Below are 24,334 nucleotides of genomic sequence, written 5' to 3'. Positions count from 1 at the left end.
CAGCATGTAGGGACCGTCAAAGCGCAACGCCTTCATCGCCGATCAGTTTTTCGAGCAGCCAGATCAGCGCGAAGTCGATGGCGACGATGAACACAGCGAAACAGAACACGGTCGGGTCGAGCGACGACACCGTGCGGCTGTAGAGCCACACCGGCAGCGTCATCGTATCGATGCCGTATAGGAAGAAGGTGACAGTGAACTCGTTGAACGAGACGATGAACGCGAACAGCATGCCGGCGAGGATGCCGGGGCGCATCAGTGGCAGGATCACGTCGACGAGCGCGCGGCGCGGGCTTGCGCCCATCACGCAGGCCGCTTCCTCGAATTCCGGACCGATCGACGCAACCGACGCCGCGCAATTCTTCACCGTGAAAGGCAGCGCCAGAATCACATGCGCGATGATCAGGCGGAACACGCCGAGTTCGATCGGCAACACATTGAACACGAGCAGCAACGACAAGCCGAGCATCACCAGCGGATAGACGAGCGGCAATGCCACCAGTTGTTCGACCGCCGGTTTGCCGCGAAAGCGGTAGCGGCTCAATGCGTAGGCGGCGGGCACCGAGACGAGCGTGGCGATCAGCATCGTCGAGACGGCGACGATCAGGCTCGTGCTCAGCGCGGCGCCCATCGAGAGCGAGTCGCTCGCGTCCGGCGACACGAAGCTGTGCCAGGCCGCGCGATACCAATGCAGGCCGTACGCGTGGGGCGGGAATTCGAGCGTGTCGGCGGCGCTGAACGACATCGTGATCATCGTCAGGATCGGCAGCGCGGCGAGAAACAGCACGATCGCGGCAAGCAGCGCCGCGGCTTTGCCGAGCTGGCCGGGCATGGTGGTCGGCAGGCGAGGCAAGCGTGGCAGGCGCGCGGTTTGAATGGGCGTGCTCATGCGTGAGGCTCCTCGGTGAGACGTTGCGTACGGCGCACGAGGCGCTGCGAAAGCGCCATCACTGTAAGCGTCGCGACCATCAACACGACGCCCGACGCGGATGCCGCGGGCCAATTGAGCAACGGTGCCACCTGGTCGTGCACCAGCACGGCAAGCATCGGCACACGGCGTCCGCCTAGCAACAGCGGCACCGCGAACGCGCTGGCGTTGTACGCGAACACCAGCAGCGCGCCGGATACCAACCCGGGCATCGCGAGCGGCAGCAATACGTGACGCAGCGTTTGCCAGCGCGTCGCACCGAGCGTGGCCGCGGCTTCTTCATATGAGCGCGACACCGCGCGCATCGCACTCGAGAGCGGCAGCACGGCGAGCGGAAACGCCGTCTGAATCAGGCCGAGCAACACGCCATGCTCGCGATACAGCCACATCACCGGCCGCTCGACGAGACCGCTTGCGAGCAGCGCGTGATTGAGCAAACCGGCCGGCCCGAGAATGATCAGCCAGCCGTAGCCTTGCAGCAGCAGATTGACGAGCAGCGGCAGCAGCACGCCGGCCAGCAGAAGACGCCGCGCGAGCTGCGACTCGGTGCGCGCCATCGCCAGCGCGACGGGAATCGCCAGCAAGACCGCGCAGATCATGCTCTGAAACGCGAGCTTCAACGTGAGCCACAACGACTTCAGGAAGTAGCCGTCGAGCAGGTCGGCGTAGTTTTGCAGCGTGAAGCCGCGCCATTCGCCGCCTTGCGTGCCGAAGCTCATGCGCAGCACGACCAGCGCCGCCGCGCCGAGCACGGCGAGAAACAGCAGAATCGGCGCGAGCAGCAGCCACGGCCGCGCCTTAGCCAGCGCGGTTTCCCGCGCGTCGAACGCGGGCTCGCGAGGCGAGCCCGACGCGGTTGCCGAAGGTACGTCCGACACCGCAGAAGCACGCCGCGAAAAGCGCGCAAGCATCGTGCTCATGCCGAGAAAATTTCGGTGTAGCGCTTGATCCACGCCGGTTGCACGACGGCGAGCGCCTTGTCGTCATGCAACACGGCTTTCTCGGCGATCTGCTGCGGGCTCGGCACGAACGCGCGGCTCTCGGCGGGAATTACCGCTTTCGAGTTGACCGGGCCGTTCAGCACGTCGGCAGCCATGCGGCCTTGCACGCCGGCGTCGAGCGAATGGTTGATAAATGCGTGGATCAGCTCGATGTCGCCCGGATGCGATTTCGGGATCACGGTGAACATCAGTTGCGTGGCGAAGCCTTCCTTCATGCCGTAGGTCACGCCCATCTTGTACTCGGGCTTGCGGATCTGATCGGGGAAGAAGGCCGGTGAATAGATGCCGCCGATATCCAGCGAACCGGTGCGGAACAGATCGGCCACCTGGTTCGGGTTCTCGCCGAGCGTCATCACGCGGTCTTTCAGTTGCATCAGTTTCTTGAAACCGGGCTCGATGTTCTGCTGCGAGCCGCCGTTCATCTTCGCGGCGATGATCGCGAGGTCCACGGCTTCAGCCCATTCCGGCGGCGGCAGGAACACGCGTCCCGCGTATTTCGGATCCCACAGCGCTTCATACGAAGACGGCGCTGTCTTGACGGTCGACGTGTTGTAGATCAGACCGTCCGACCACAGCAGATAGCCGATGCCGAAACCGTTCGCACCAGTGCGATATTGCGGCGCGACGTCCTTCAGGTTCGGCAGCTTGTCGAGATCGGGCTTCATCAGGAGACCCGCGTCGCCGAGACCCGCCGCGCCGACACCGGCCAGCGTGATGACGTCATAAGTGGGGCGCTCGCCCGCGGCCTTGACCTTGGCGACCATGCCGGAGGTGCCGTCGGCGCGATCGGCGATCACCTTGGCGCCGGTCTTCGCCGTGAAGGTCGCGGCGATGTTGCGCAGTGCGGCGGCGCCGGTGTCGTCCGACCAGGTCAGAAGACGCAGGGTCTTGCCGGAGAAGTTGTGTTCCTGTGCTTTCAGATTGACGAACGGTATCGGCAACGCGGACGCCGCGAGCGCTGCACCAATCGTCTTGATGGCCTGCCTTCTACCCCGTTTGATCTCTTGCATGGCGGTCTCCCGTGTTGAACGCCTGTTGCCTGTCGATACTCGCTGCGACCGCTGCCGCTGTACTGCCCAGTTGTCCGTTTGCGATGCCCTTCACGCATTGCGCAAGCGTTGCGTGTGGATGCACTCTAGGTTTGCCAAAATCCTCCAACAAACGAAATATGCGCATGGCGGCCATGAGGTAATCTCATGCGCAAGCCGTTGCGCGATGCTCGCGGCGGGTTCGCTCGACGCAGCGGGAACGCCGATGCACTGGCGTATGCGGGTTAACGTCCATGATTTTTCCGCGACCGGACGCCTGCCGAGGTATGAGGAAAGCTCGGTTCTGGTGCGGCAGGCGGAGACCTTTGCCCAGAGTCGGTGCAAGCCGCGATGAGCGGATCGCAATTCATGGTCGCGCCATGAGTGGAATGCATGCGCTTCGACTTGCGCGCATCTCGTGTGGGAATTTCGAATCGCGTATGCTGTGGGCTCGACGGGCGGGGCGGCATTCAACGCTGCTCGTCCGCGTAATGACTTTTTCTGATCCTGGACTCCTTCGATGCGACGTCTTCCGCCGCTCAATGCGCTGCAGATTTTCGAAACCGTCGCGCGGCACCGCAGCTTTACGCGCGCCGCCGACCATCTGTGTCTGACGCAAGGCGCGGTCAGCCGGCAAATCATCGCGCTCGAGGACTACTACAAGTTTCCGCTCTTCAAGCGCCATGCAAAGGGATTGACGCTGACCGCCGAAGGCGAATTGCTGCTGCCGGCGGTGAAGGAGAGCTTCGCGCGCATTGAGGAGATTTCGCTGCGCCTCACGCGCCAGCGCACCGATCTCGCGCTGAAAGTGCCGACCTGCGTGATGCGCTGGATGCTGCCGAAGATCATGCGCTTCCAGGCCGAGTATCCCGATCTGCATGTGCAGATCACTACCACCTGGCAGCACGACGTCGATTTCCAGCTCGAGCCGTTCGATGCGGCGATCATCTATGGATCGTCGCCGGGGGTGGACGTGCAGACGGTGCCGTTGTTCGAGGAGCGTTTGACGCCGGTGTGCGCGCCCGATCTGCTGAAAGACAAGCCGCTGGATCAGGTCGCGGATCTGGCGCGCCACACGCTGCTGCATCCGACGCGCGATCACCGCGACTGGAAGATGTGGCTCGCCAAGGTGACTGAGCTGGATGCCGCGAACGCGCACGCGGTCGACGCCGAGCACGGCCCGAGCTTCGACACGCTCGATATGGCGACCAACGCCGCGCTACAGGGGTTCGGCGTCGCCATCAGCGATCTTGCGCTGATCGACGACGATGTCGCGGCCAAGCGTCTGGTGAGGCCGTTCGATACGGTGCTCAAGACCGGTTGGCGCTATTACTTCGTCTATCCCGACTCGGTTGCGCATCAGCAGAAGCTGAATCTGTTTCGCGACTGGATCGCCGCGCATTGGGAAGAGTAAGGTCCCAAGCCAGGACCTTCACGTCGTGCATGACGCGGCGTCACGGCGCGAACGACAGAAACAGATAAGCCGCGAACAGCGAGAGATGCACCGCGCCTTGCAGAATCGTGGTGCGGCCGGTGCCGAGCGTGAGCGTGCCGACCAGCAGCGTGAGTATCAGCAGCACGGTTTCCTTGCCGTCGATACCCAGCACGAGCGGCTGACCGGTCCACAAAAACACCACGGCAACGGTCGGAATGGTCAGCCCGATACTGGCGAGTGCCGAACCGAGCGCGAGATTCAGGCTGTTCTGCAAGCGGTCGGCGCGCGCTGCGCGCACTGCGGCGAGACCTTCGGGCAGCAGCACGAGCGCCGCAATCACGATCCCGACCACCGCGGGCGGCGCACCAGCGTCCTTTACCGCGGTTTCGACTACCGGCGACAACACCTTCGCCAGCAACACGACGGCAACCAGGCACACCATTAACAAGCCGCCGCTCGCCATGGCGACGCCGATACTCGGCGGCGCGGCATGGACGTTTTCATCGGGCACGTCAGCGAGGAAATAGTCGCGATGCCGCACGGTCTGCACGAACACGAACACGCCATACAGCACCAGCGACGAAACGCCCGCGAACGCCAATTGCGACGACGACAGCATCGGACCGACGCTCGTGGTCGTGTAATTCGGCATCACCATGGTCAGCACCGACAACGACGCGAGCACCGCCAGCGCCGCGCTTGCGCCACGAATCTGGAAGTCCTGTTCGCGATGCCGGATGCCGCCCGCCAGCAAACAGATGCCCACGATCCCGTTGCAGACGATCATTACCGCCGCGAATACCGTGTCGCGTGCGAGATCGGCTTTTTCCGGGCCGGCCGACAGCATCACCGAGACAATCAGCGCGACCTCGATCACCGTGACGGCCACCGCCAGCACCAGCGTGCCGAAAGGCTCGCCGACCCGATGCGCGACGACTTCCGCGTGATGCACCGCCGTGAAGACCGCAGCGCACAGCGCTGCTCCGACCAGCGCGAGCAACACCGCGTGGCCCGGCATGGCGTACGCCACGCCCAGCACGATCCACGCGACGAATGGCGCGGCAATGGTCCAGCGGGGCAAAACAGTCGCGGGCGTGGTCATTCGGGGCTTCCTTTCTAATGCTTGTACTTGAGTGGCGCGGCAGGCGCCAACGAGTAGCAGCCAGGCTTCAGGCGGGCGACGATGCTAATCCATCGTCTCAACAACACGCCATAAAACATTGAATTATAAAGGATAATTTTTTACATGAACGCGTTTGCCAGTTGTGCGCTGTATCGCGATGGCGCGGATTCGAACGCTGTACGGCGAACGGCGCCTGTTCTGTATTCAAGGATGGGATCCGCGGGATTGCGCGGAAAACTGCCGTGCAGTTTCGCAGGCCGGAATGCCGGCGGCGCTGAACGGTCGGGGTGCTTGCCGCACTGGAGGAACCGCAGGAATCTAATCGGACGCAACGCCGCGTAAAGAAGCATTGCGCCCGGGTATAGCACTACAGCAGACTGATTCGGGCTTACTGTCCGATCGGACGGATCGTCAGTGCGTTCTTCACCGACGTCACGCCGGCCACGCCTTGTGCCGCCTGAGTCGCCACATCGACTTGCGCCTGTTCGGGCACGGAGCCTTCCAACGTCACCGCGCCGCCGCGTGCGCGCACCACGATGTTCGCCACGCTCAGGCCCTTCGTCTTCGCCAGCGTGCTGCGCACCTTACGTCCCAGCGCGCGGTTGGCTGCCTTGTCCGCCTTCGTGGAGGTTGCAGACGGCGCAGCCATCGGGGCCGCTGCATCGCTGCTTTGCGCATACGCATTGAGAGACGCCAGAACGATCAGAGCGCCGCCAACCATCTTGATTCCGGTGAATGCTTTCATTCGACTTTCTCCTGTTGTCATAAATACGACGGCCCTGGATGGGGCCGGTGTACTACACCAGCGGGTACTGCGGGATCGAAACTGAATGGAACAGTGCTGCGGGTCATGCGACTTCTTGCAATCTGTCAGCTGATCAGGCGGGCCAGAGCTCACGCATGCCGGCAGAGGCTGTGCTGCGGGCCGGAAACACACGATACTCCAATTAGTGCCATGGTGAATGCGCCGCTGTACCGAAATGAGGTTTTGGTACAACGAATCGGCCGATGAAAACAGGCCGATGGCGCTACATCGCTTGGCGCGCTTCCATGGCGCGCTCCAGACAAGGTCGAACCGCATGCCCAAACAGCCGCTCCCGATCATCCCATTGCTTCGTGACGATTTGCCGCTCGATACGGTCGAGCTGGCGCGCTTCATGGTCGGCAAGTACCTCGTGCACGATCTGCCGGAAGCCCGCATCAGTGGACGGATTGTCGAGACCGAGGCTTATCCGGTCGGCGATTCGACCAGCCACGCGTTTCCCGGCCGCCGTTCGTATAACGGCTCGTTGTTTCTCGCACGCGGGCATGCCTACGTGCGACTGACCTACGGACTTTCGTACATGCTCAACATGTCTGCCGAAGCGGAGGAGGTCGGCGCAGGGATTCTGCTTCGCGCGATCGAGCCGCTCGAAGGACTGCCCCTGATGGAGACGCGGCGGCCCGGTGTGCCGCTGCGAGATCTGGCGCGTGGTCCGGGCCGGCTGACCACGGCGCTCGGCATCGGCCAGACATTCGACGGCCGCGATCTTTGCACGGGGCGCGGCCTGTGGATCGGCGTGATCGAGACTGACGAGATGGCGGTTGGGGTGACCACGCGCATCGGCTTGTCGCGTGAGATGCATCGGCCGTTGCGGTTCTTTGAGCCGGGCAGCGTGTTCGTCAGTGGGCCGAGAAAGCTGCTGCAGACGCCGAGTTCCACCGATTCCACGACCGCGCAAATTTGACTTCCGGTGGCGCGCGTTGCGGCGAAACACACTCAGCGACAGCGTGTTTTCGAAACGTCAGACGCAAACGGTTACGATCCCGACAATTATTACGGTACAGCTAGCGCTCCAATACTGACCAACGGGAAGTTTTGACGCATTTTTGCGATTTGAACAATTATGTATGTCGGAATTAAGGGTTTTCCCGCAGAAATCTGGTGACTAGACTGCAGTTATTCGCTTCTCACATGGTGTGCCGAGCGAAGCAAATAAAACCAGTCTGGAGGTCAGTGATCATGAAGTCGCTCATCAAGGCAGTCGCCATCGCGGTGGTTCTCGCAGCACCGGTCGCTTCGTTCGCTCAATCGAGCCAGGAACCCGTGACCCGCGCACAAGTGCGCGGTGAATTGATCCAACTGGAACACGCCGGCTACAACCCCGCTCTCACTAACGACACGAACTATCCGGCCGACATTCAGGCCGCCGAGCGTCGCGTTCAGGCGCAAAACCCGGCAGTCGCGCAAACGCAGGAGCCGGTCGCCGATACCAGCGGTTACGGTGCGCCGATGAGCGGTTCGTCGCAGTCGGGCGCGGCAGCCCAACTGTCGGCTGGTCCGAAGTCGGTCTATTTCGGTAACTAAAATTGAAGTGGTGAGAAACATGCGCGCCGCATACGGCGCGCTCCACAATTCAAGGAACCTCCGCTGCCGCAAGGTAGCTTCGCCCAACCTTTTTCAAGGATTGGGCTTTTTTTGTGCCTTCTTTGCGTCCTTTCCAGCGGCTTGCGGTGGACGTCAGGCCCGTTCGCCGTGGATATAGAACTCGAGTTGCTGAATGGTGAACTGCTGTTCAGCGATGATGTTCTTCACCAGGTCGCCGATCGACACCATGCCGACCAGTCGATCGTTGTCGATCACCGGCAAGTGGCGCATACGGCGTTCGGTCATCAGCGCCATGCAGTCTTCGGTGGTCTGGTCGGGGCGTACAAAGCGTACCGCTTTGCTCATGATGTCGCGCACCGGCGTCTCTTTGGACGAACGGTCCATCAGCACGACTTTGCGCGCGTAGTCGCGCTCAGTGACGATGCCGGCGATGCTGTCGCCGTCCGTCACGACCAGCGCGCCGATGCCTTTTTCGGCCATCAGCTTGATCGCCTCGTAGACAGAATCCGCGGCCCCGATCGTATAGACGATGGTGTTGTTCGGTTTCGTTTTAAGAAGTTGTGCAACGCTTGTCATGGAGCGGCTCCGTTTCGCAGTGCAGCACACCGGCGCGGCGTGCTGTCGTGAGGGACAGGCGATTCCAGTATAGGCTCGACGCGTCACTCGGTACATCGGGAATACCTGGGGCGCGCGGTGCGTCTATGTGAGGTATTAGTGCAGCGCGCGCACCGGTTCCGTGCGCGGCGTGTGGACTTGCAGGTGCGGCGAGCCGATTAGCGGTAAACTCCCAGTCCATACCTTATCCCCGGCTTTATCGGGTTCATGTCAGCACCATTGTCCAACGCCATGCTCACGTCTCACGATCCGTCGCAAGCAGCAGACGGCGAAATCATCGGCGAGTGCGTCGTCCTCGACGCCACCGCCACGCTCCCCACGCGCTACGGCACGTTCACCTCCTACGTGTTCCGCGTGGTCGAAAGCGGCGCCGAACATCTCGCGCTCGTGATGGGCGATGTCGCGAACCAGTCGTCCGTGTTGACGCGCCTGCATTCCGAATGCCTGACGGGCGACGTGCTCGGCTCGTATCGCTGCGATTGCGGTGAACAGCTCGATCTGGCGCTGCGCTATATCGCGGCCGAAGGCTGCGGCGTGCTGCTGTATCTGCGCGGCCACGAAGGGCGCGGCATCGGCCTGTCGAACAAGATTCGCGCGTACGCGCTACAGGAGCAGGGCCGCGACACCGTCGAGGCCAATCTCGATCTCGGCTTGCCCGACGACTCGCGCGAATACGATTCGGCGGCAGGCATTTTGCGCACGCTGAAGGTCACGTCAGTGCGCTTGATGAGCAACAATCCGGAGAAGTTCGACACGCTGTCGAAGCATGGCATTCCGGTATGCGAGCGGGTCGCGCTGGCGATTCCGGTGCGCGAGGAAAACGAGCGCTATATCCGCACCAAGCAGTTGAAGTTCGGGCATTACTTCGACGAGAACGAGTAAGTGACGCAAACGCGCCGGCCGCCATTTTTGCAAATGGCGGCCGGCGTTGCAGCGCCGATTTCGACATTCAGACAGTATTCGAGCGCGCGTCAATTTGCTTCGCGTCACGAGAACTTAATACAGACCGAAGTCGTCGTTGCTATCGGGAATCGCATTGAGCACGTCCCGAAGCGCGCGCCAGCCGAGCAGTCCCGCGACACTGACCAGCAGCATCGCCAGCCAGCGGCGGGTGCTATCGCTTATGCGCGCGTCGACGCGTGGCTTCGCCGCCGCGCTGCGCGATTCCGTCGACAGGCGTAGCAGAGGGCAGGTGTGCATGCTGTTTCTCCTATGACATGCGCGTTCAGCGTGCCGCCGCAACCGCTTCGATCCGCGGCAGGATCGAAGCGAACACGTCCGCGAGGGCCGTCGCGCCGAAGCGCCGCTCGCTGACTTCCGTTTCGACGTCGATGCGGCCGGCGTTGTGGGCGTCGTACAGATCGGTGATCAGGCGCGCGTAGTTCGCGCCGAGTCCGGCGCCGTGGAGCATGGCGGCCCATTCGCCGCGCGGCATGTCGTGCGCGACGATCTCACGGTGAGCCAATGCGCCGAATGTGCGTGCAACGTCGAACGCGCTGACGCGCGCCTCGCCTTCAATGCTGACCACGCGTGGCGATACGTTGGCCAGCCGGTCGTCGAGCAGCAGTTCGGCGGCGAGCAGTCCAACGTCCTGTGACGCGACCGTCGGAAACAGCTTGCTCAACGGATGATGCAGGCTCGGCAGCACACCCTTCGCGAGCGCGATCGGCAACACGCGCGCCCAGTTCTGCATATGTTCGGCGGCGCGTAAGAAGATCAACTGACTGTCGACGGGCTTGAGTCGCGTTTCGAGGTAGTGAAACAACGTCGTGATGCCGGTGCCGTTTGCGTGCTCCGCGCCATAGTCGGATAGTGCGAGTACGCGTTGCGGCGGGTTGGCGCGCAATGCGGCGGCGCCCACGTCGATCATGCGGCGCATCGTGGTGGCGGGATCGGCGTCCGCATGCGGCACGGGACACAGCATCTGCACCGCGTACGCGCCCTCGATAGCCCGAGCAACCGATGGCAGATCGAGCAGATCGGCGAGAGCAATCTCGCAACCGACTTCCGCCAGCAGTTCGCCTTGCCGCTCGTTGCGCACCACCGCGCGTACCTCGCGGCCTGCACGGCGCAATGCCGCTGCGCTCACTCGACCTACATTGCCTGCTGCTCCAAAAATCACAAACACGGTGAACTCCTTGTGGACCTGGTGTGCTGTCATCATAGGGACGCGCGAATCAGGAAACGCGCGGGCAAGGATCGTGGTGCGCAGATTCGGATGACTGGTTTTTATGTGGTGTCGCAGCACGCGATTGAGCACAGTGGCAAGATTGAGGGCAAGCTAGGCGAAACGGCGTAAAACACCGCACAATGCAGCTACATTGGCCGCCATCTACGAGGGAATCCAATGAATGCCGTGATACCCATGCCACAGCCGCACAGTGGTTCTCGCATCACCTTGCGTTCCAGCAAGGCGCTCGGCTGGCGGGGCTTTGGCGCGGAGCTGGTCAGCGTGGCCGCCGGTCTGCACCGGATTCCGGCGCTCAAGCATCATCGTGTGGGCGTGCATGTCGGCGCGCCGGTCCGTGCGCTTTGCATGTGCAACGAACGTCGCTACTCGCGGATTCAGGCGCATGGCGACGCCGATGTGGTTCCCGCGGGGCTCGACGGGCAGTGGAGCGATGAATCCGCTTGCACGATTTTCAGCGTGTGGTTCGCCGAAGACTTCGCGCGCAGGACCGTCGAACAACTGGAGCTGAAGTCGAGCGAAACGCGGCTTCGTCCGCAGTTTCAGATGCGCGACCCGCGCTTTCAGCATCTCGCGTGGGCTTTACGCGCCGAACTCGAAGCCGACGACGCGTCCGATCCGCTCTACGCGGAGAGCCTGTGCACCGCGATGATCGTGCGGCTGGTCGGCGGCGCGCCGATGCTCGACAACAAGCGCCGCGTGCTCGCGCCGAAAATGGCCGCGCGCGTAATCGATTTCATTGAAACGCATCTGGATCAGCGTCTTACGCTCACCGAACTGGCCGGGCATGCGGAGTTGAGCGTGCCGCATTTCAAGGTGCTGTTTCGCGAAACGCTTGGCATGCCGGTGCATCAGTACGTGGTGCAACGACGTGTCGAACGTGCGAAAACGCTCTTGCTGGAAGGCAAGCTGAGCGCGAGTCAGATCGCGCTCGAAACGGGCTTTGCGCACCAGAGCCATATGGCGCATTGGATGAATCGGTTGCTTGGAGTTACGCCGCGTGACATCGTCAAGTCAAGTCCGGATGCAGGCGGCATCATCGAACTGAATTCGCGGAATGCCCGCCGCATCGCCACACCCTGATAAACATTCAACCCGCGGGGCGGCGTAACCAATTTGGAGTTCCCGCTCTATTGCCCTCAATCGATTTCCATAGCTAAATGCGGACTTCGCAACCGGAGGCCGTCCTATGTCGAAATCGAAGGGTTCTCGCATCGTCGCCTGGGCAATCGCTGCTGCACTCACTCAAGCACCGCTCGCCGTTCTTCTGACACTCGCGACGCCGGCCGGCATCGATCGCGCGGTCGCCGCGACTTCAAGCACCAGCACCGACGATTACGCGGCAACCCGTTATCCGATCATCCTCGTGCACGGCCTCGCCGGCACCGACAAATACCTCGGCGTGCTCGACTACTGGTACGGCATTCAGTCGGATCTCGAGCAGCATGGAGCGACGGTGTATGTGGCGAACCTGTCAGGCTTTCAGAGCGACGACGGTCCCAACGGCCGTGGCGAACAACTGCTCGCTTACGTGAAGCAGGTGCTCGCCGCAACCGGCGCGCAGAAGGTCAACCTGATAGGGCATAGCCAGGGTGGTTTGACGTCGCGCTACGTTGCGGCGGTAGCGCCTGAACTGGTCGCCTCCGTGACGACCATCGGCACACCGCATCGCGGTTCGGAGTTCGCCGACTTCGCGCAGGACGCACTGCAGAAAGACCCGACCGGTCTGTCGACGCCGATCATCGGGGCGTTTGCAAATATATTCGGTGTCCTGACGAATAGCACGCACAACACGAATCAGGACGCGGTGGCTGCGCTCCAGACGCTGACTACGGCGAACGCCGCGGCATACAACACGCGCTATCCGAGCGCGGGGCTCGGCGCACCCGGTTCGTGTCAAACGGGCGCGGCAACCGAGACCGTCAACGGCAACACGCACCTGTTGTACTCATGGGCGGGCAGCGCCATTCAGCCAACCTCAGTGCTCGGCATTCAAGGCGCGACCGATACAAGCGTCGCGCCGATCGATGCCGCTAATCTCCTCGATGCCTCGACGCTCGTGCTGTACGGCATCGGCGCCGTCATGGTGAGTCGCCAGTCCGGGCAGAACGACGGTTTGGTCTCCGTATGCAGCGCGCTCTACGGCAAGGTGCTCGGCACCAGCTACAAGTGGAACCATCTGGACGAGATCAACCAGTTGCTCGGCGTGCGCGGCGCGAATGCGGCGGACCCGGTCGCGGTGATCCGCACGCAGGCGAACCGGTTGAAGACGCAGGGCGTTTGAGCGGATGCGCCGGCTCGACGAGCGGCGGGGCAGTGCACGCAGTCAGTGGTTGGCCTTTGTGGCGGCGAGTGCGCTGTCGGCTGGCGCCGCATTGTGGTTGAGCGGCGCGCGGTCCGGGCACGATGCGCCTGCGTCGCATGTGGTCAACGCGGCGAGTTCCGCGCAATCGGCGCGCGCATCGAGCGCCGACCCGGCCGCCAGCGCGTCAACAATCGGCGCGTTACCTGCTTCACTCGACGGCTCAACGCCGCCGCATCTGCCGACCGATGGCCGAGGTCATCTGCTCCACGCCCGTGCGGTTCGCGATTTCTTCGACTACTTTCTGACGACGCAAAACGAAGTCCCGGCAACCAGGCTCGACGCGTTAGTGCGCCGCCAGATTGCAGCGCAACTCGACGGCACGCCGGCCGCCGACGAAGCGCTGGCCGTCTGGCAGCGCTACAACGCCTACAACACCGCGCTCGCGCAGTTGCCGCAAGCGCCGACGCAAAACGGCGCAAAGATGGATCTGGACGCGCTGCAACTCGCGCTCGATCAGCGCGATGCATTGGGCACCCGGTTGATGGGCGACTGGAACGAGCCGTTCTTCGGCGGGCAATCGCAGCAGCAACACGCCGATCTGGCGCGCCTGCGCATCGTGTCCAATACATCATTGAGCGACACGCAGAAAGCTGCACGTCTTGCCGCGCTAGATGCAGCATTGCCGCCGGAAACGCGCGCGGCGCGTGAGCGTGTACGTCAAGAACAGGCATCGATCGACGCAATCAGTCAGGCACAAACGCAGACGCAAAAGCAGGGCGCGTCGCTTGATACGCTGCGCGCGCAGATCACGCAGACGCTCGGCCCTGAAGCGGCGGAGCGCGTCGTGCAGATGCAGCGAGCCGACGACGCCTGGCAGGCCCGCTATGCAGACTATGCAAGCCAGCGCGCGCAAATCGACAAACAGGATTTGCCGCCGCAACAGCGTGACGCGCAGATCGCGCAATTGCGCCAGCAGTTCTTCACGAACCCGAGCGACGCGATGCGCGCGGCGTCGCTCGATCGCGGCCGCGGTTCCGGAAGCTGACGCGCGGCAGTGATCAGCCCGGCGCCGCGCCGGTCAACTGCGAATACACGTCATGCGACAGTTGCAGCAACACCTTGCGGTCGATGCCGCCTGACACCGCGTAACCGAAATCGCCGTCCACCCAGTAGAACACGTTCACTGGCCCGTCCTGATACAGCTTGAACGCGGTGGTGTTCGCATTCGCCTGACGGCGCGAGATGCATAGCGTCACGCGCTCGCCGTTCGGGCCGCGATACATGAACTGCGCGGTCGGTCCGTCAGCGCCGGGCAACAGGCGGCCACCCGACAGGTTGAAACCGCTCTTCGACAGCATCGGCGGATGCACGTTTGTGCCCAGCCGGTCGGACAGCCACTGCACGAAATCCTGTTCGTGATCGGCGCCGAGATCGGCTGGCCGGTCGATGGCGGGCATGTAGACCACATGCGCCAGCGCGGCTTGCCGCGCGAATCCTTCGGCGCCGTCCGCACTGACGGTGCGCGTGTCCGAGCGACTTGCGAGCGGCGTGATGACGTCCTGTCCCATATGCGTGCCCACGCCAATGCCGATTCCCAGCACCAAAGCCGCGGCCATGCCGGCGAACTGCGGCCAGTTGGCGGCGATGCGCCAGCGGCGCCCACGTGCCGAAGGCGCTTGCAGGCGCTTGGGCACAGGCTCGCTCAGCACGCGGTCATAGCGTTCATGGAACATGTTATTCAGCGAGAAATAATCGCTGACGCGCGCGGCCAACTCGGGGCTCTGTTCGAGCGCGCGTTCCACCTCGACGCGGCGTCCGTCGGACAACGTGCCGTCCACGTACGCGTGAAGGTCTTCTTCGCCGATCGGCATGTGTTGGTCGCTCATCGCACCACCTGTAATTTCGCACCGGGCTGCGTGCCCGCCATCAACGCCCGAAGCCGCTCGCGCCCGCGCGAAAGCCGCGACATCACCGTGCCGATCGGAATGTTCAGCGCGAGCGCCACGTCGGCGTAGCTCATTTCTTCGAGGCCGACCAGCAGCACGACTTCGCGCTGCTCCATGGGCAGGCGCTGCAACGCATAGTCGAGGTCGCGCATTTCCAGCGAGCGGGTCTGATCGGATGGCACGGCGAATTCGCTTTCATGGACGCTTTCATCGTCGACCGGGACATGCACGGCGCGCACTGAGGCCTTGCGCGCCTGATTGGCGAACACGTTATGCATGATCGTGAATAACCACGCGCGCAAATCGGTGCCTTGCTGGAACAGGCCGGTGCGGCCAAGCGCGCGTTCGAGCGTGTCCTGCACCAGATCGTCGGCCAGATCCCGGTTGTTGATCAACGCTCGCGCATAGCGCCGCAAGCGCGGCACATGCTCCATCAACTCGTCACGGACATCCATTTTTCATCCCAATCGTGGGGGCTTCTCGTCGGGCGCCGGGTGGGCGGCCATCGGTTGAGTCACCACGCGTATTTCAGGTGCAAACACGCGTGGGCGCATTTTATTCCCTTGCTGGTTAAGCGGTTGTGGGGCGTCTGCTGGGGTCATCGCATCGTCATCACGTCGGCGGCGCGCATCAGGCCGTGGGTGCGGGCGTCGCCGACGACCACGAAACGCTGCCGCTGTGCGGTCCAGGTCAGCAGGCGGATATCGCCGATCCGGCGCGCGGCCCATTGCGGCTGCGCCGGCGCCAGCAGCGCCAGGGTGGAAATCAGCACCACGGGCCGGCTGTCCGCATTCAGATAGACGAATTCGCCGGCCCGCTGGAACGCCCCAAGCGCCAAGGTTCTTTCGTCGACGAGCCGCAAACCGACCGCTGCGAGGTCGGGCGCCGACACGCTGGTTCGCGTCGCCGACGCAGCGGAGAACTGCCTGGCAGCGGTTTCCGCGAGCGCCATCACGGCGGCGTTGTCGAGCGCCTGAGCGGATACCTGGGTCGCGGCGAGCCAACCGCTCGCGGATGCCAGTACCAGAACGAGCACCGCTATCGTTTTCACGGCCTTGCTGTCGCGCATCGCAGCGGTCAGCCGGTGGAGTGAGCCGCGCCAGCCTGCCGCGCGGTCCGTCACCGGTTCGTCGGTTGTTTGAAAGGCCCGCTGAATCTGCGCATTCAGTCTGCCGTAGAACGCCACGCGGCGCGCTTCCTCCGGATCCTTCCCCAGATAGTCCCTCAGGTATGCGACGCGTTCCGGTGTCAGCGTGCCGTCGGCGTACGCCTGAATGTCCGCTTCGGAAAGCGGCGAATAGGGGTGGGAGTCGATTGGATTCATGGTGCCTGCATGCGTCGAATTTCAGCTATCGAATGGCAAACACGCATACGCATGGGTTTATTCCATGCGCTCGACACACTATTTTCGACACCGCTGCGATACCGCCAATCAGCAGGCAAACCCGTTTGCGCGACGCTTTATTCCGCGCTTGAAGTATATTTTTTCCGCGCGGCAACGCAGGAATAAAAAGCGGAAACGAGGGGTTCTCCCTCATGCAAACCCGCACAAAACTCACTGGAGTTCATCATGAAGAAGATCACATTTGCCGCGTTGTCCATTGTCGTTCTTGCGGCTTCGTCAAGCGCATTTGCCGAAGGCAAGACACGTGCTCAGGTGTACCAGGAATTGATCGAAGCGCAACAGAACGGTCTTAACTACGTCACCGATGCATCGTATCCGGACGTCAGTCCGGTCTTCGCGCAACAGGTCGAGCATCACAAGGAAGCGCTCGCTGCTCAAGCGGCCGCTGCCGGCCGCATCGCGAGCGGCAGCTCGCCGGCCGGCAGCGTCAATTGAAGGTATCGATAGCCGGCGCGTTAGCTTTTCACCCGATCCGAACGCGGATCATAAGGCGCCTTCAGATGCACGGTCGCCGGCAGCAAATCGCCGGCGACATCGATCGTGTATTGCCCGCTGTTCAGATACGCCGCATCGGCAACGCCGTCCGGATTGTTGATGTAGCCCATTGCCACCGGACAGCCGAGCGTGTGTCCGAACGCCGCCGAACTGACGAAGCCGACCGGTTTGCCGTCGCGCAGAATCGCTTCGCCGCCCCACAGCATGCGATCGGCGGCGCCGTCGGCCGTGAGCACCGCCATGCGACGGCGAAGCGGTTCGGCGCGCAACTTCAACAACACATCGCGGCCGCGGAACGGGATGTCCTTGTCGAGCTTACATGTGAACGACAGACCCGCTTCGAACGGATTCGTGTCCGGCGTGAGTTCGCGGCCCCACGCGCGATAGCCTTTCTCGATACGTAGCGAATCGATTGCGTAGTAGCCTGCATTGACGAGACCGAACGGCTTGCCGGCTTCGTGCAGCGTCTCGTACACGCCGACTGCGAATTCGACCGGCACGTACAGTTCCCAGCCGAGTTCGCCGACGTAGGTGAGGCGGGTGGCGCGCACCGTCGCGTAACCGAGATCGACTTCGCGGCTTTGGCCGAAGGCGAACGCCGCGTCGCTCCAGTCCGCCTTCGAGACGCTTTGCAGCAGCTCGCGCGAGCGCGGTCCCATGACGGCGAGCACGGCGTATTGGCCGGTGACGTCGACCAGTGTGCAGTGCTTGTCGTGCGGAATGGCCTTTTCGATGATGTCGAAGTCGCGCGTGGTTTGCGCGCTGCCGGTGACGAGCAGATATTGATCGTCAGCGAGGCGCGTCAGTGTGAAATCCGATTCATAGGTGCCGCGCTCGTTGAGCATGCCGGTGTAGACGGTGGTGCCCGGCGCAACGGCGACATCGTTCGCGACAATGCCTTGCAGCACGCTTTGCGCGTCGCGTCCCTTGACCAGAAATTTGGAGAACGACGTCATGTCGAACAGTGCAACGCCTTCGCGGCACGCGCGATGTTCGGCGCCGCTCCACGGCAACCAGTTCTGTTGGCCGAACGCGTAGTCGATCCGCGCCTCTTCACGCGTCGGCGCAAAAAAGTTGGCGCGCTCCCAGCCCATCTTGTTGCCGAAGCAGGCGCCGTCATCGCGTAGCAGCGAATAGAGCGGCGAGCGGCGAAACGGGCGCGCGCTGTCGAGTTCGCGATTCGGCCAGGGCATCGCGTAATGCAGGCCGAGTGTTTCCTTGACGCGATCGTGCAGCCACGTGTCGTTGCCGTTAAAGCGCGCGAAGCGGCGGATATCGACCGGCCACAGGTCCATGGTCGGCTCGCCCGCGACGATCCATCCGGCGAGCGCCATGCCCGCGCCGCCCGCCGATGCGATGCCCATCGAATTGAAGCCCGCGCCGACAAAGAAGCGGCGCAATTCGGGCGCTTCGCCGAGCATGAAGTTGTTGTCCGGCGTGAACGATTCCGGGCCGTTGTAGAACTGCCGGACCTGCGCTGTTTCGAGCGCGGGCACGCGCTGCAACGCGTTCTCCATCAGGATCTCGAATTGATCCCAGTCGTCGGGCAGCAACTGGAATTCGAAATTCTCCGGAATGCCGTTCACGCCCCACGGTTTCGCGTTCGGCTCGAAGCCGCCCATCACCAGACCGCCGACTTCCTCCTTGAAATAGATGAAGCCGTCCGGGTCGCGCATCACCGGCAGGTCCGGATGCACGCCGGCGATCCGTTCGGTGACGATGTAGTAGTGCTCGGCCGAATGCAGCGGCACCGTGACGCCGCACAAGCGGCCGACCGCTTTGGCCCATTGACCGGCGCAATTGACGACGATGTCCGCGCCGATCGTGCCTTCTTCACCGTCCTTGTTGCGCCACGCGAGACCGCTGACTTCGCGGGCGCCATTCGCTGCGCCGCTTTGCGCCGTGCGCGTGTGGATCGCCGTCACCCGGGTGTGTTCGGCGATGCGAGCGCCGCGCAGGCGCGCGCCGCGGGCGAGCGCCTGGGTCAGATCGGTGGGATTCGCCTTGCCGTCGCCGGGTAGCCAGACGGCGCCGAGCAGGTCGTCGGTGCGCATGACCGGCCATAGCTCGCCGGCCTCCTGTGGGCCGATCACGTCGCACGCCACACCGTAAGCGCGTGCGGCGGCGGCGGTTCGCTTGAGCTGCGTCATCCGCTCGGCGGTGCGCGCGACCGACAGCGAGCCGCATTGCTTCCAGCCGGTCGCGAGGCCGGTATCCGCTTCGAGTTCGGCATAGAGCGCCGTCGAATAGCGGATCAGCTTCGTCATGCTTTCCTGCGCGCGCAACTGGCCGACGAGGCCGGCCGCGTGCCAGGTCGTGCCGCACGACAGCTGGCCCTGTTCGAGCAGAACCACGTCAGTCCAGCCCAATTTCGCGAGGTGATAGGCGACCGAGCAGCCAATGATGCCACCGCCGACGATGACGACTCGAGCGTGAGAGGGGATGAACGTGGACATATGTGGGAATGAGTTGAAAATGTTTGCATAGATTGCCGCAAAAAAACACAAAATGCAACGATCATTGTAGTGACACGGACGTCATCCCGGCGTTACGCATAGGCGGCGACTCAGCGCTGCCAGCCTTGAATTTCCACAAACACGGCACTCATGATGTGAAAAAATCGCCATTCAAAAACGGCATGTGGTTTTGCTTGGTAGTTTGTGGGTTCTTAGCCCGCCGTACCCCCGGCTTTTGTTAGACTCCCCGAATAGCCACCGCTCAGACGTCATGTTCTCCACCCAACGCCAAGCCGAAATCCTGCGCCTCGTCCGCGAGCAGCGCACCTGCACGATCACCGATCTGGCCGGCCGCTTCGAGGTTTCCGACGAGACCATCCGCCGCAATATCAAGCCGTTGATCGCCGACGGCCTGCTCGTCAAGGTTCACGGCGGCATCATGCTGCCCGAGCGCCTCGACGAGCCGCCGTTCCAGCGGCGCATGCTGGCGAGCCGCGAGGCCAAGCAGGTGATCGGCGCGCGCATCAGCGAACTGGTGCGTGACGGCGACTCGCTGATCCTCGAAGGCGGCACCACCTGCCTGCATATCGCGCAGGCGTTGTGCGCGCGCTCGCGGCTCACCGTCGTGACCCATTCCATTGAGGTTGCCCGCACGCTTGCGTCGCGCAACGGCAATCGCGTGTTCATCGCGGGCGGCGAGTTGCGCGCGGATGATGGCGCAGCCTTCGGCGACAGCGTGCTCGCCTTTCTCCGCCAGTTCCACGTGCGCTACGCGATCGTCTCGGTCACCGCAATCGATATGCAAGGGCGTTTCATGGACGCTCTGCCCGCCGATGCCGCGTTTTCGCTCGCCGCCTTCGCGCAGGCGGAGCGGCGCGTGGTCGCCGCGGATCACGCGAAATTCGGCCATAGCGCACTGGTTCACGCCTTTGGCCCTGACGCTGTCGATCTGCTGGTCACCGACAAAGCGCCGGTGCCCGCGTTAGTTCAGGTGTTCGCCGCGGCAGGGCTGGAGGTCAGTGTCGGCGCACCGGAGCGCAGCGGCTCCGAACCCGCCGGCATCGACACCAGCCCGGCAGCCGGGTCTCCTCTCTAAGCGATTTGTTCCGGGGCTCGCGCCGTCGCCACAGCCAATTCCGTCCAACGCGTAAAATGGCCGGTTACCACGGGCAATCGATGCCGGGCAGAGACACCTCGGCAGGCGCAATACGCCGCCTGCCGTCTTGATTTTTTGCCCGTACGCGCGCCATTGCCTGCTTGAATACGGATGGAACACGCTGATGTCGTCGTTTTTCTTTGATCGAGACCAGATTGCGGATTGGATGGGTGCGCACACGTTGGCCAAAGCCCGTTCGGTCGGCGCCGTGACGAACCTCCAATGGGATGGCGACACGCTCTGCGGCGACGTGCAGGGCACGCAAAGCCGCCCGTATCACACGCGGGTGCACTTCTATCATGGGAAGCGTTCGATTTGGGCCGATGGGGACTGCACCTGTCCGGTCGGAACCAACTGCAAGCATGCTGCCGCCTTGCTGCTCGCCGAACTCGAGTATCACGAAGCGATGGACCATGTGACCCACGTCGACATGGACGAGCACTGGCCGCCGGAGCATCCCCGGGCTGCGCGAGCCGAGAAAAAACCGGAGCCGCCCTCCGGCGTGCGTCCCGAACTGGTTAGCTGGCTCGAGCGTTTTCGCGCGCGCGCCGAGGCCGACGCTGCCGTCGCCCAGAAGGCGAGTTCCACGCGTACCCAGACGCTGGCGTATCTGCTCAACTGGTCCAACTTCCACATGCGCCATGAGGTCGTGCTGTACAAGGCGCGCTGCAAACCGGACGGCGCGATCTTCGAAGTCGACGAGCCGTGGGGCAACGTGGAAGCGGCGCTGCTGAAACAACCGAAGTTTGTCTCCGACGAGGATCTGTCGATCCTGCGCGGCCTGTGGCTGGGCCGCTCGCGTGAAGATTTCGGCCAGTTCATTCTGCGCGGCACGAGCGGCGCCGAAATGCTGCAAAAACTGATCGCGACGGGGCGTCTGTTCTTCGAATTCAAACCCGAACCCGGTCGTCAAGGGCCGACACCGTTGTCGCGCGGCGCCGACCGGCCCGGGCGGATCGAATGGGAGCCGCTTGCGGATGAGCGGCTGCGGCCCGCGCTGTGCACCGAGCCGCGCGCCAGCATGGTGCTGCCCACCGAACCGGTCTGGTACGTGGACGGCGTCTCGAATGAGGCCGGCATCGTCGAGTTGTCGTTGCCGTTCCAGCAGTTGCCCGACTACCTCGCGATGCCGCCGATCTCGCTCGCCGAAGCGCCGCTGGTCGCCGCGGTACTGCGTGAAATCGCGCCCGATTTGCCGCTGCCCCCCGCGCACGACGCGTCGGCGATCCGCGTGATCGACGTCGATCCGGTGCCGGTGCTGACGCTCAATAGCCACTCGCTGCCGTCCGGCGGCAAAACCGGTCAGCGCAAGTCCGAGACGGTGGAGCTCGCCGGCGTCAGCTTCGACTATGAGGGCATCAGTATCAACGTGGACAGCAGCGTCACGCTGGTGCCGGTGCCGGGCGGCGACGTGATTCATATCCGGCGTCGCTACGAGGTCGAAAAGAAACGCCTGCTTGAATTACGCAAGAGCGGTCTGCAAAGAGTCCCGACCAGCCGCGTCTACGCTTCCCGGTTATTGCCCGACACGATGCTCGGGCTGCCGGACGCCGACGCCTGGTCCGCCTTCGTCAACGACGCCGTGCCGGACCTCACGAGCAAAGGCTGGCGCGTCGCCATGGCGCCGGAGTTCCGCTACAACGTCATCGAGATCGACGCGATCGACGGCACCGCGCATCAGGCGGGCGACGGCTGGTTCGATCTGGAGATGGGCATTCAGGTCGGCGAGCGCAACGTGCGGCTCGAGCCGCTTCTGGCCGATCTGTTCCGGCGCGACCGGCGCTGGCTGGGTGGCGCGCTGGAAGCGATCGCCGACGAAGAGCCGATCGAGCTGAAGACGGAAGAGAACAAGCGTCTGCGGCTGCGCGCCGACCGGCTGAAACCGGTGGTGCGCGTGCTGGTCGACCTGTTCGACGCGCTGGGCGGCTCGCTTGCCGACGGCGCCGCGCTGCGCGTGCCCGCCCTCGATGCAGGCCGGCTGGAAGCGTTGAACAGCACGGGCCGTTGGCAATTTCAGGGCGAAGATTCGATCCGCCAACTGGCGCAACGCCTGCAGGCCGGGCCGGGCTTGCACGAAGTACCGGTGCCGCGTGGCCTGCAAGCGGAACTGCGCGCGTATCAGCAGCAAGGTCTGAACTGGATGCAGTTTCTGCGCGCACACGATCTGGCCGGCGTGCTGGCCGACGACATGGGGCTCGGCAAGACCGTGCAGACGCTGGCGCACATTCTCGCTGAGAAGGAAGCCGGGCGGCTCGACCGTCCCGCGCTGATCGTGGTGCCGACCACGCTCGTGCACAACTGGCGCGAGGAAGCGCGCCGCTTCGCGCCCGAGCTGAAAGTGCTGGTGCTGAACGGCCCGCAGCGCAAAGAGCGCTTCGAGCAGATCGGCGAACACGAACTGATTCTGACGACGTACGCGCTGCTATGGCGCGACCAGAAGGTGCTTGCCCAGCACGACTATCACTTGCTGATTCTCGACGAGGCGCAGTACGTCAAGAACGCGACCACCAAAGCCGCGCAGGCGATCCGCGGATTGCGCGCGCGGCATCGGCTGTGTCTGACCGGCACGCCGCTGGAAAATCATCTCGGCGAATTGTGGTCGCAGTTCGACTTCCTGCTGCCGGGTTTTCTCGGCAGCCAGAAAGACTTCACCAAACGCTGGCGCAACCCGATCGAGAAAAACGGCGACGGCGTGCGCCGCGCGTTGCTGGCGCGCCGCATCCGGCCATTCATGCTGCGCCGTCGCAAGGACGAGGTCGCGAAGGAATTGCCTGCCAAGACCACCATCGTGTGCTCGGTCGATCTGGAAGGCGCGCAGCGCGATCTCTATGAAACCGTGCGCACGGCGATGCAGGAAAGAGTGCGCGCGGCGGTCAGCGCGCAAGGCCTCGCGCGCAGTCACATCATCGTGCTCGATGCTTTGCTGAAACTGCGCCAGGTATGCTGCGATCCGCGCCTCGTGAAGTCGATCAGGGTTGACAAGGAAGCGGGCGAGAAGAGTGAGAAGGTAAAACAGGTCGAGAAGGGCGCGCGCGTCACGCGTTCGGCCAAGCTCGATCTGCTGTTGTCGATGCTCCCGGAGCTGATCGAGGAAGGGCGGCGCGTGCTGCTGTTCTCGCAGTTCACCGGCATGTTGTCGCTGATCGCCGAGGCGCTCGAGGAAGCCGCGATTCCCTATGTGATTCTGACCGGCGACACCGCCGACCGCATCACGCCGGTCGAGCGGTTCCAGCAGGGCGAGGTGCCGTTGTTCCTGATCAGCCTGAAGGCGGGCGGCGTGGGCCTGAACCTGACCGCCGCCGACACGGTGATTCACTACGACCCGTGGTGGAACCCCGCCGCCGAGAATCAGGCGACCGATCGCGCGCATCGGCTGGGGCAGGACAAGCCGGTGTTCGTCTACAAGCTGATTGCGGCGGGCAGCATCGAAGAGAAGATCGTCGAGTTGCAGGAGCAGAAGGCGGGGCTGGCCGACAGCATTCTGTCCGAAGACGCCGCCGGCGCCACCAAGTTCTCGGACGACGATCTCGACGCGCTGTTCGCGCCGATGCCGGAGATTGAAGGGGGGAGGTAAGGTTGCTCGAGCGGTTTAAATGTCAAACCCGCCCCGATGCATTACCAAACCCATCTAACAATCTTTAAACCATTTAATTTGAGACTGTTCCTATACTGTCTCGCAAATTGTCAAATTGTTGTTTCCGGAATGCGGGACACAGCGCGATACGACAAGGCAGACGGGGCCATTCACAGTGCGGGCGAGACCAGCTAACCCGAAACACGACCCCTAGAGGTCGATATTTGAATACCTAGGCGTACCCGAAAGAGAGCCTGAGAGAGCTTGGGTAAAAATCAGGGAGCGGCTCGCGATGCACCGAGCCGGGCCGG

At 63.3% G+C, this 24,334-nt stretch carries 22 protein-coding genes; 10 read left to right on the top strand and 12 right to left on the bottom strand.

Annotated features, from left to right (window positions below):
- Positions 1-16 precede the first annotated feature (16 nt).
- Genes WN982_RS31050 through WN982_RS31040 form a run of 3 tightly spaced genes read right to left on the bottom strand, consistent with a single transcriptional unit; the run spans position 17 to position 2,939 of the window.
- Positions 17-889, bottom strand: coding sequence for an ABC transporter permease (locus tag WN982_RS31050; RefSeq protein ID WP_341319375.1), 873 nt, complete (start codon positions 887-889; stop codon positions 17-19).
- Positions 886-1,848 (bottom strand): ABC transporter permease, encoded by a 963-nt coding sequence (locus WN982_RS31045; RefSeq protein WP_341319374.1) that lies wholly within the window; start codon positions 1,846-1,848, stop codon positions 886-888. Before WN982_RS31045 ends, WN982_RS31050 begins: the two co-directional genes overlap by 4 nt.
- Positions 1,845-2,939 (bottom strand): extracellular solute-binding protein, encoded by a 1,095-nt coding sequence (locus WN982_RS31040; RefSeq protein ID WP_341319373.1) that lies wholly within the window; start codon positions 2,937-2,939, stop codon positions 1,845-1,847. Before WN982_RS31040 ends, WN982_RS31045 begins: the two co-directional genes overlap by 4 nt.
- A 538-nt stretch (positions 2,940-3,477) precedes the next feature.
- Between WN982_RS31040 and WN982_RS31035 the strand changes: the two genes are divergently transcribed.
- Positions 3,478-4,371 carry a LysR substrate-binding domain-containing protein gene (locus tag WN982_RS31035; protein ID WP_341319372.1) on the top strand — a complete coding sequence of 298 codons (894 nt, stop codon included), beginning with the start codon at positions 3,478-3,480 and terminating at the stop codon, positions 4,369-4,371.
- 40 nt (positions 4,372-4,411) lie between these two features.
- Here the strand turns inward: WN982_RS31035 and WN982_RS31030 are convergent, their stop codons facing one another.
- Together WN982_RS31030 and WN982_RS31025 are read right to left on the bottom strand one after the other, a co-directional pair.
- Positions 4,412-5,494, bottom strand: coding sequence for an ionic transporter y4hA (locus WN982_RS31030; RefSeq protein ID WP_341319371.1), 1,083 nt, complete (start codon positions 5,492-5,494; stop codon positions 4,412-4,414).
- Between the two features lie 409 nt (positions 5,495-5,903).
- Positions 5,904-6,260, bottom strand: a complete 357-nt coding sequence (locus tag WN982_RS31025) for a BON domain-containing protein (RefSeq protein WP_341319370.1) — start codon at positions 6,258-6,260, stop codon at positions 5,904-5,906.
- A 334-nt stretch (positions 6,261-6,594) separates the two neighbouring features.
- Here WN982_RS31025 and WN982_RS31020 point away from each other — a divergent pair, with 334 nt between their 5' ends.
- On the top strand, positions 6,595-7,242 hold the full coding sequence (locus tag WN982_RS31020; RefSeq protein ID WP_341319369.1) for a DNA-3-methyladenine glycosylase: 648 nt from the start codon (positions 6,595-6,597) through the stop codon (positions 7,240-7,242).
- Between the two features lie 275 nt (positions 7,243-7,517).
- A complete protein-coding gene (locus WN982_RS31015; protein ID WP_341319368.1) occupies positions 7,518-7,862 on the top strand; it encodes a DUF4148 domain-containing protein in 345 nt (114 codons plus the stop codon).
- A 153-nt stretch (positions 7,863-8,015) separates the two neighbouring features.
- Here WN982_RS31015 and WN982_RS31010 read toward each other — a convergent pair whose 3' ends face one another.
- A complete protein-coding gene (locus WN982_RS31010) occupies positions 8,016-8,459 on the bottom strand; it encodes a CBS domain-containing protein (protein ID WP_341319367.1) in 444 nt (147 codons plus the stop codon).
- 270 nt (positions 8,460-8,729) lie between these two features.
- Here WN982_RS31010 and ribA point away from each other — a divergent pair, with 270 nt between their 5' ends.
- Positions 8,730-9,380, top strand: a complete 651-nt coding sequence (gene ribA, locus WN982_RS31005) for a GTP cyclohydrolase II (protein WP_341319472.1) — start codon at positions 8,730-8,732, stop codon at positions 9,378-9,380.
- 114 nt (positions 9,381-9,494) lie between these two features.
- On the opposite strand, the gene WN982_RS31000 is transcribed toward ribA, so the two are convergent.
- Together WN982_RS31000 and WN982_RS30995 are read right to left on the bottom strand one after the other, a co-directional pair.
- Positions 9,495-9,698 (bottom strand): hypothetical protein, encoded by a 204-nt coding sequence (locus WN982_RS31000; RefSeq protein WP_341319366.1) that lies wholly within the window; start codon positions 9,696-9,698, stop codon positions 9,495-9,497.
- Between the two features lie 25 nt (positions 9,699-9,723).
- On the bottom strand, positions 9,724-10,626 hold the full coding sequence (locus WN982_RS30995) for an NAD(P)H-binding protein (protein ID WP_341319471.1): 903 nt from the start codon (positions 10,624-10,626) through the stop codon (positions 9,724-9,726).
- A gap of 219 nt (positions 10,627-10,845) precedes the next feature.
- Between WN982_RS30995 and WN982_RS30990 the strand changes: the two genes are divergently transcribed.
- The 3 genes from WN982_RS30990 to WN982_RS30980 all read left to right on the top strand — a co-directional run bounded on the left by WN982_RS30990 (position 10,846) and on the right by WN982_RS30980 (position 14,036).
- Complete coding sequence (locus WN982_RS30990; RefSeq protein ID WP_341319365.1) at positions 10,846-11,769, top strand: AraC family transcriptional regulator; 924 nt, start codon at positions 10,846-10,848, stop codon at positions 11,767-11,769.
- Positions 11,770-11,875: 106 nt separating this feature from the next.
- Complete coding sequence (locus WN982_RS30985; RefSeq protein ID WP_341319364.1) at positions 11,876-12,970, top strand: triacylglycerol lipase; 1,095 nt, start codon at positions 11,876-11,878, stop codon at positions 12,968-12,970.
- 4 nt (positions 12,971-12,974) lie between these two features.
- Positions 12,975-14,036 (top strand): lipase secretion chaperone, encoded by a 1,062-nt coding sequence (locus WN982_RS30980; protein ID WP_341319363.1) that lies wholly within the window; start codon positions 12,975-12,977, stop codon positions 14,034-14,036.
- A gap of 13 nt (positions 14,037-14,049) precedes the next feature.
- On the opposite strand, the gene WN982_RS30975 is transcribed toward WN982_RS30980, so the two are convergent.
- From WN982_RS30975 to WN982_RS30965, 3 genes are all read right to left on the bottom strand, one after another.
- Positions 14,050-14,877, bottom strand: coding sequence for an anti-sigma factor (locus WN982_RS30975; RefSeq protein ID WP_341319362.1), 828 nt, complete (start codon positions 14,875-14,877; stop codon positions 14,050-14,052).
- Complete coding sequence (locus tag WN982_RS30970) at positions 14,874-15,392, bottom strand: sigma-70 family RNA polymerase sigma factor (RefSeq protein WP_341319361.1); 519 nt, start codon at positions 15,390-15,392, stop codon at positions 14,874-14,876. Before WN982_RS30970 ends, WN982_RS30975 begins: the two co-directional genes overlap by 4 nt.
- A 143-nt stretch (positions 15,393-15,535) precedes the next feature.
- Positions 15,536-16,261, bottom strand: a complete 726-nt coding sequence (locus WN982_RS30965; RefSeq protein WP_341319360.1) for a transcriptional regulator — start codon at positions 16,259-16,261, stop codon at positions 15,536-15,538.
- A gap of 246 nt (positions 16,262-16,507) precedes the next feature.
- Between WN982_RS30965 and WN982_RS30960 the strand changes: the two genes are divergently transcribed.
- Positions 16,508-16,777, top strand: a complete 270-nt coding sequence (locus WN982_RS30960; RefSeq protein ID WP_341319359.1) for a DUF4148 domain-containing protein — start codon at positions 16,508-16,510, stop codon at positions 16,775-16,777.
- A gap of 20 nt (positions 16,778-16,797) precedes the next feature.
- Here the strand turns inward: WN982_RS30960 and WN982_RS30955 are convergent, their stop codons facing one another.
- Entirely contained in the window at positions 16,798-19,293 is a 2,496-nt protein-coding gene (locus WN982_RS30955; RefSeq protein ID WP_341319358.1) for an FAD-dependent oxidoreductase, read from the bottom strand.
- A 271-nt stretch (positions 19,294-19,564) separates the two neighbouring features.
- Here WN982_RS30955 and WN982_RS30950 point away from each other — a divergent pair, with 271 nt between their 5' ends.
- A complete protein-coding gene (locus WN982_RS30950; protein ID WP_341319357.1) occupies positions 19,565-20,389 on the top strand; it encodes a DeoR/GlpR family DNA-binding transcription regulator in 825 nt (274 codons plus the stop codon).
- 184 nt (positions 20,390-20,573) lie between these two features.
- Positions 20,574-24,023 carry a DEAD/DEAH box helicase gene (locus WN982_RS30945; RefSeq protein ID WP_341319356.1) on the top strand — a complete coding sequence of 1,150 codons (3,450 nt, stop codon included), beginning with the start codon at positions 20,574-20,576 and terminating at the stop codon, positions 24,021-24,023.
- Positions 24,024-24,334: the final 311 nt, after the last annotated feature.

Source organism: Paraburkholderia sp. IMGN_8, from assembly GCF_038050405.1.
Classification (GTDB): domain Bacteria; phylum Pseudomonadota; class Gammaproteobacteria; order Burkholderiales; family Burkholderiaceae; genus Paraburkholderia.
Note: the sequence above shows the minus strand (reverse complement) of the source record. Positions and strands in the feature narration are given on the sequence as shown.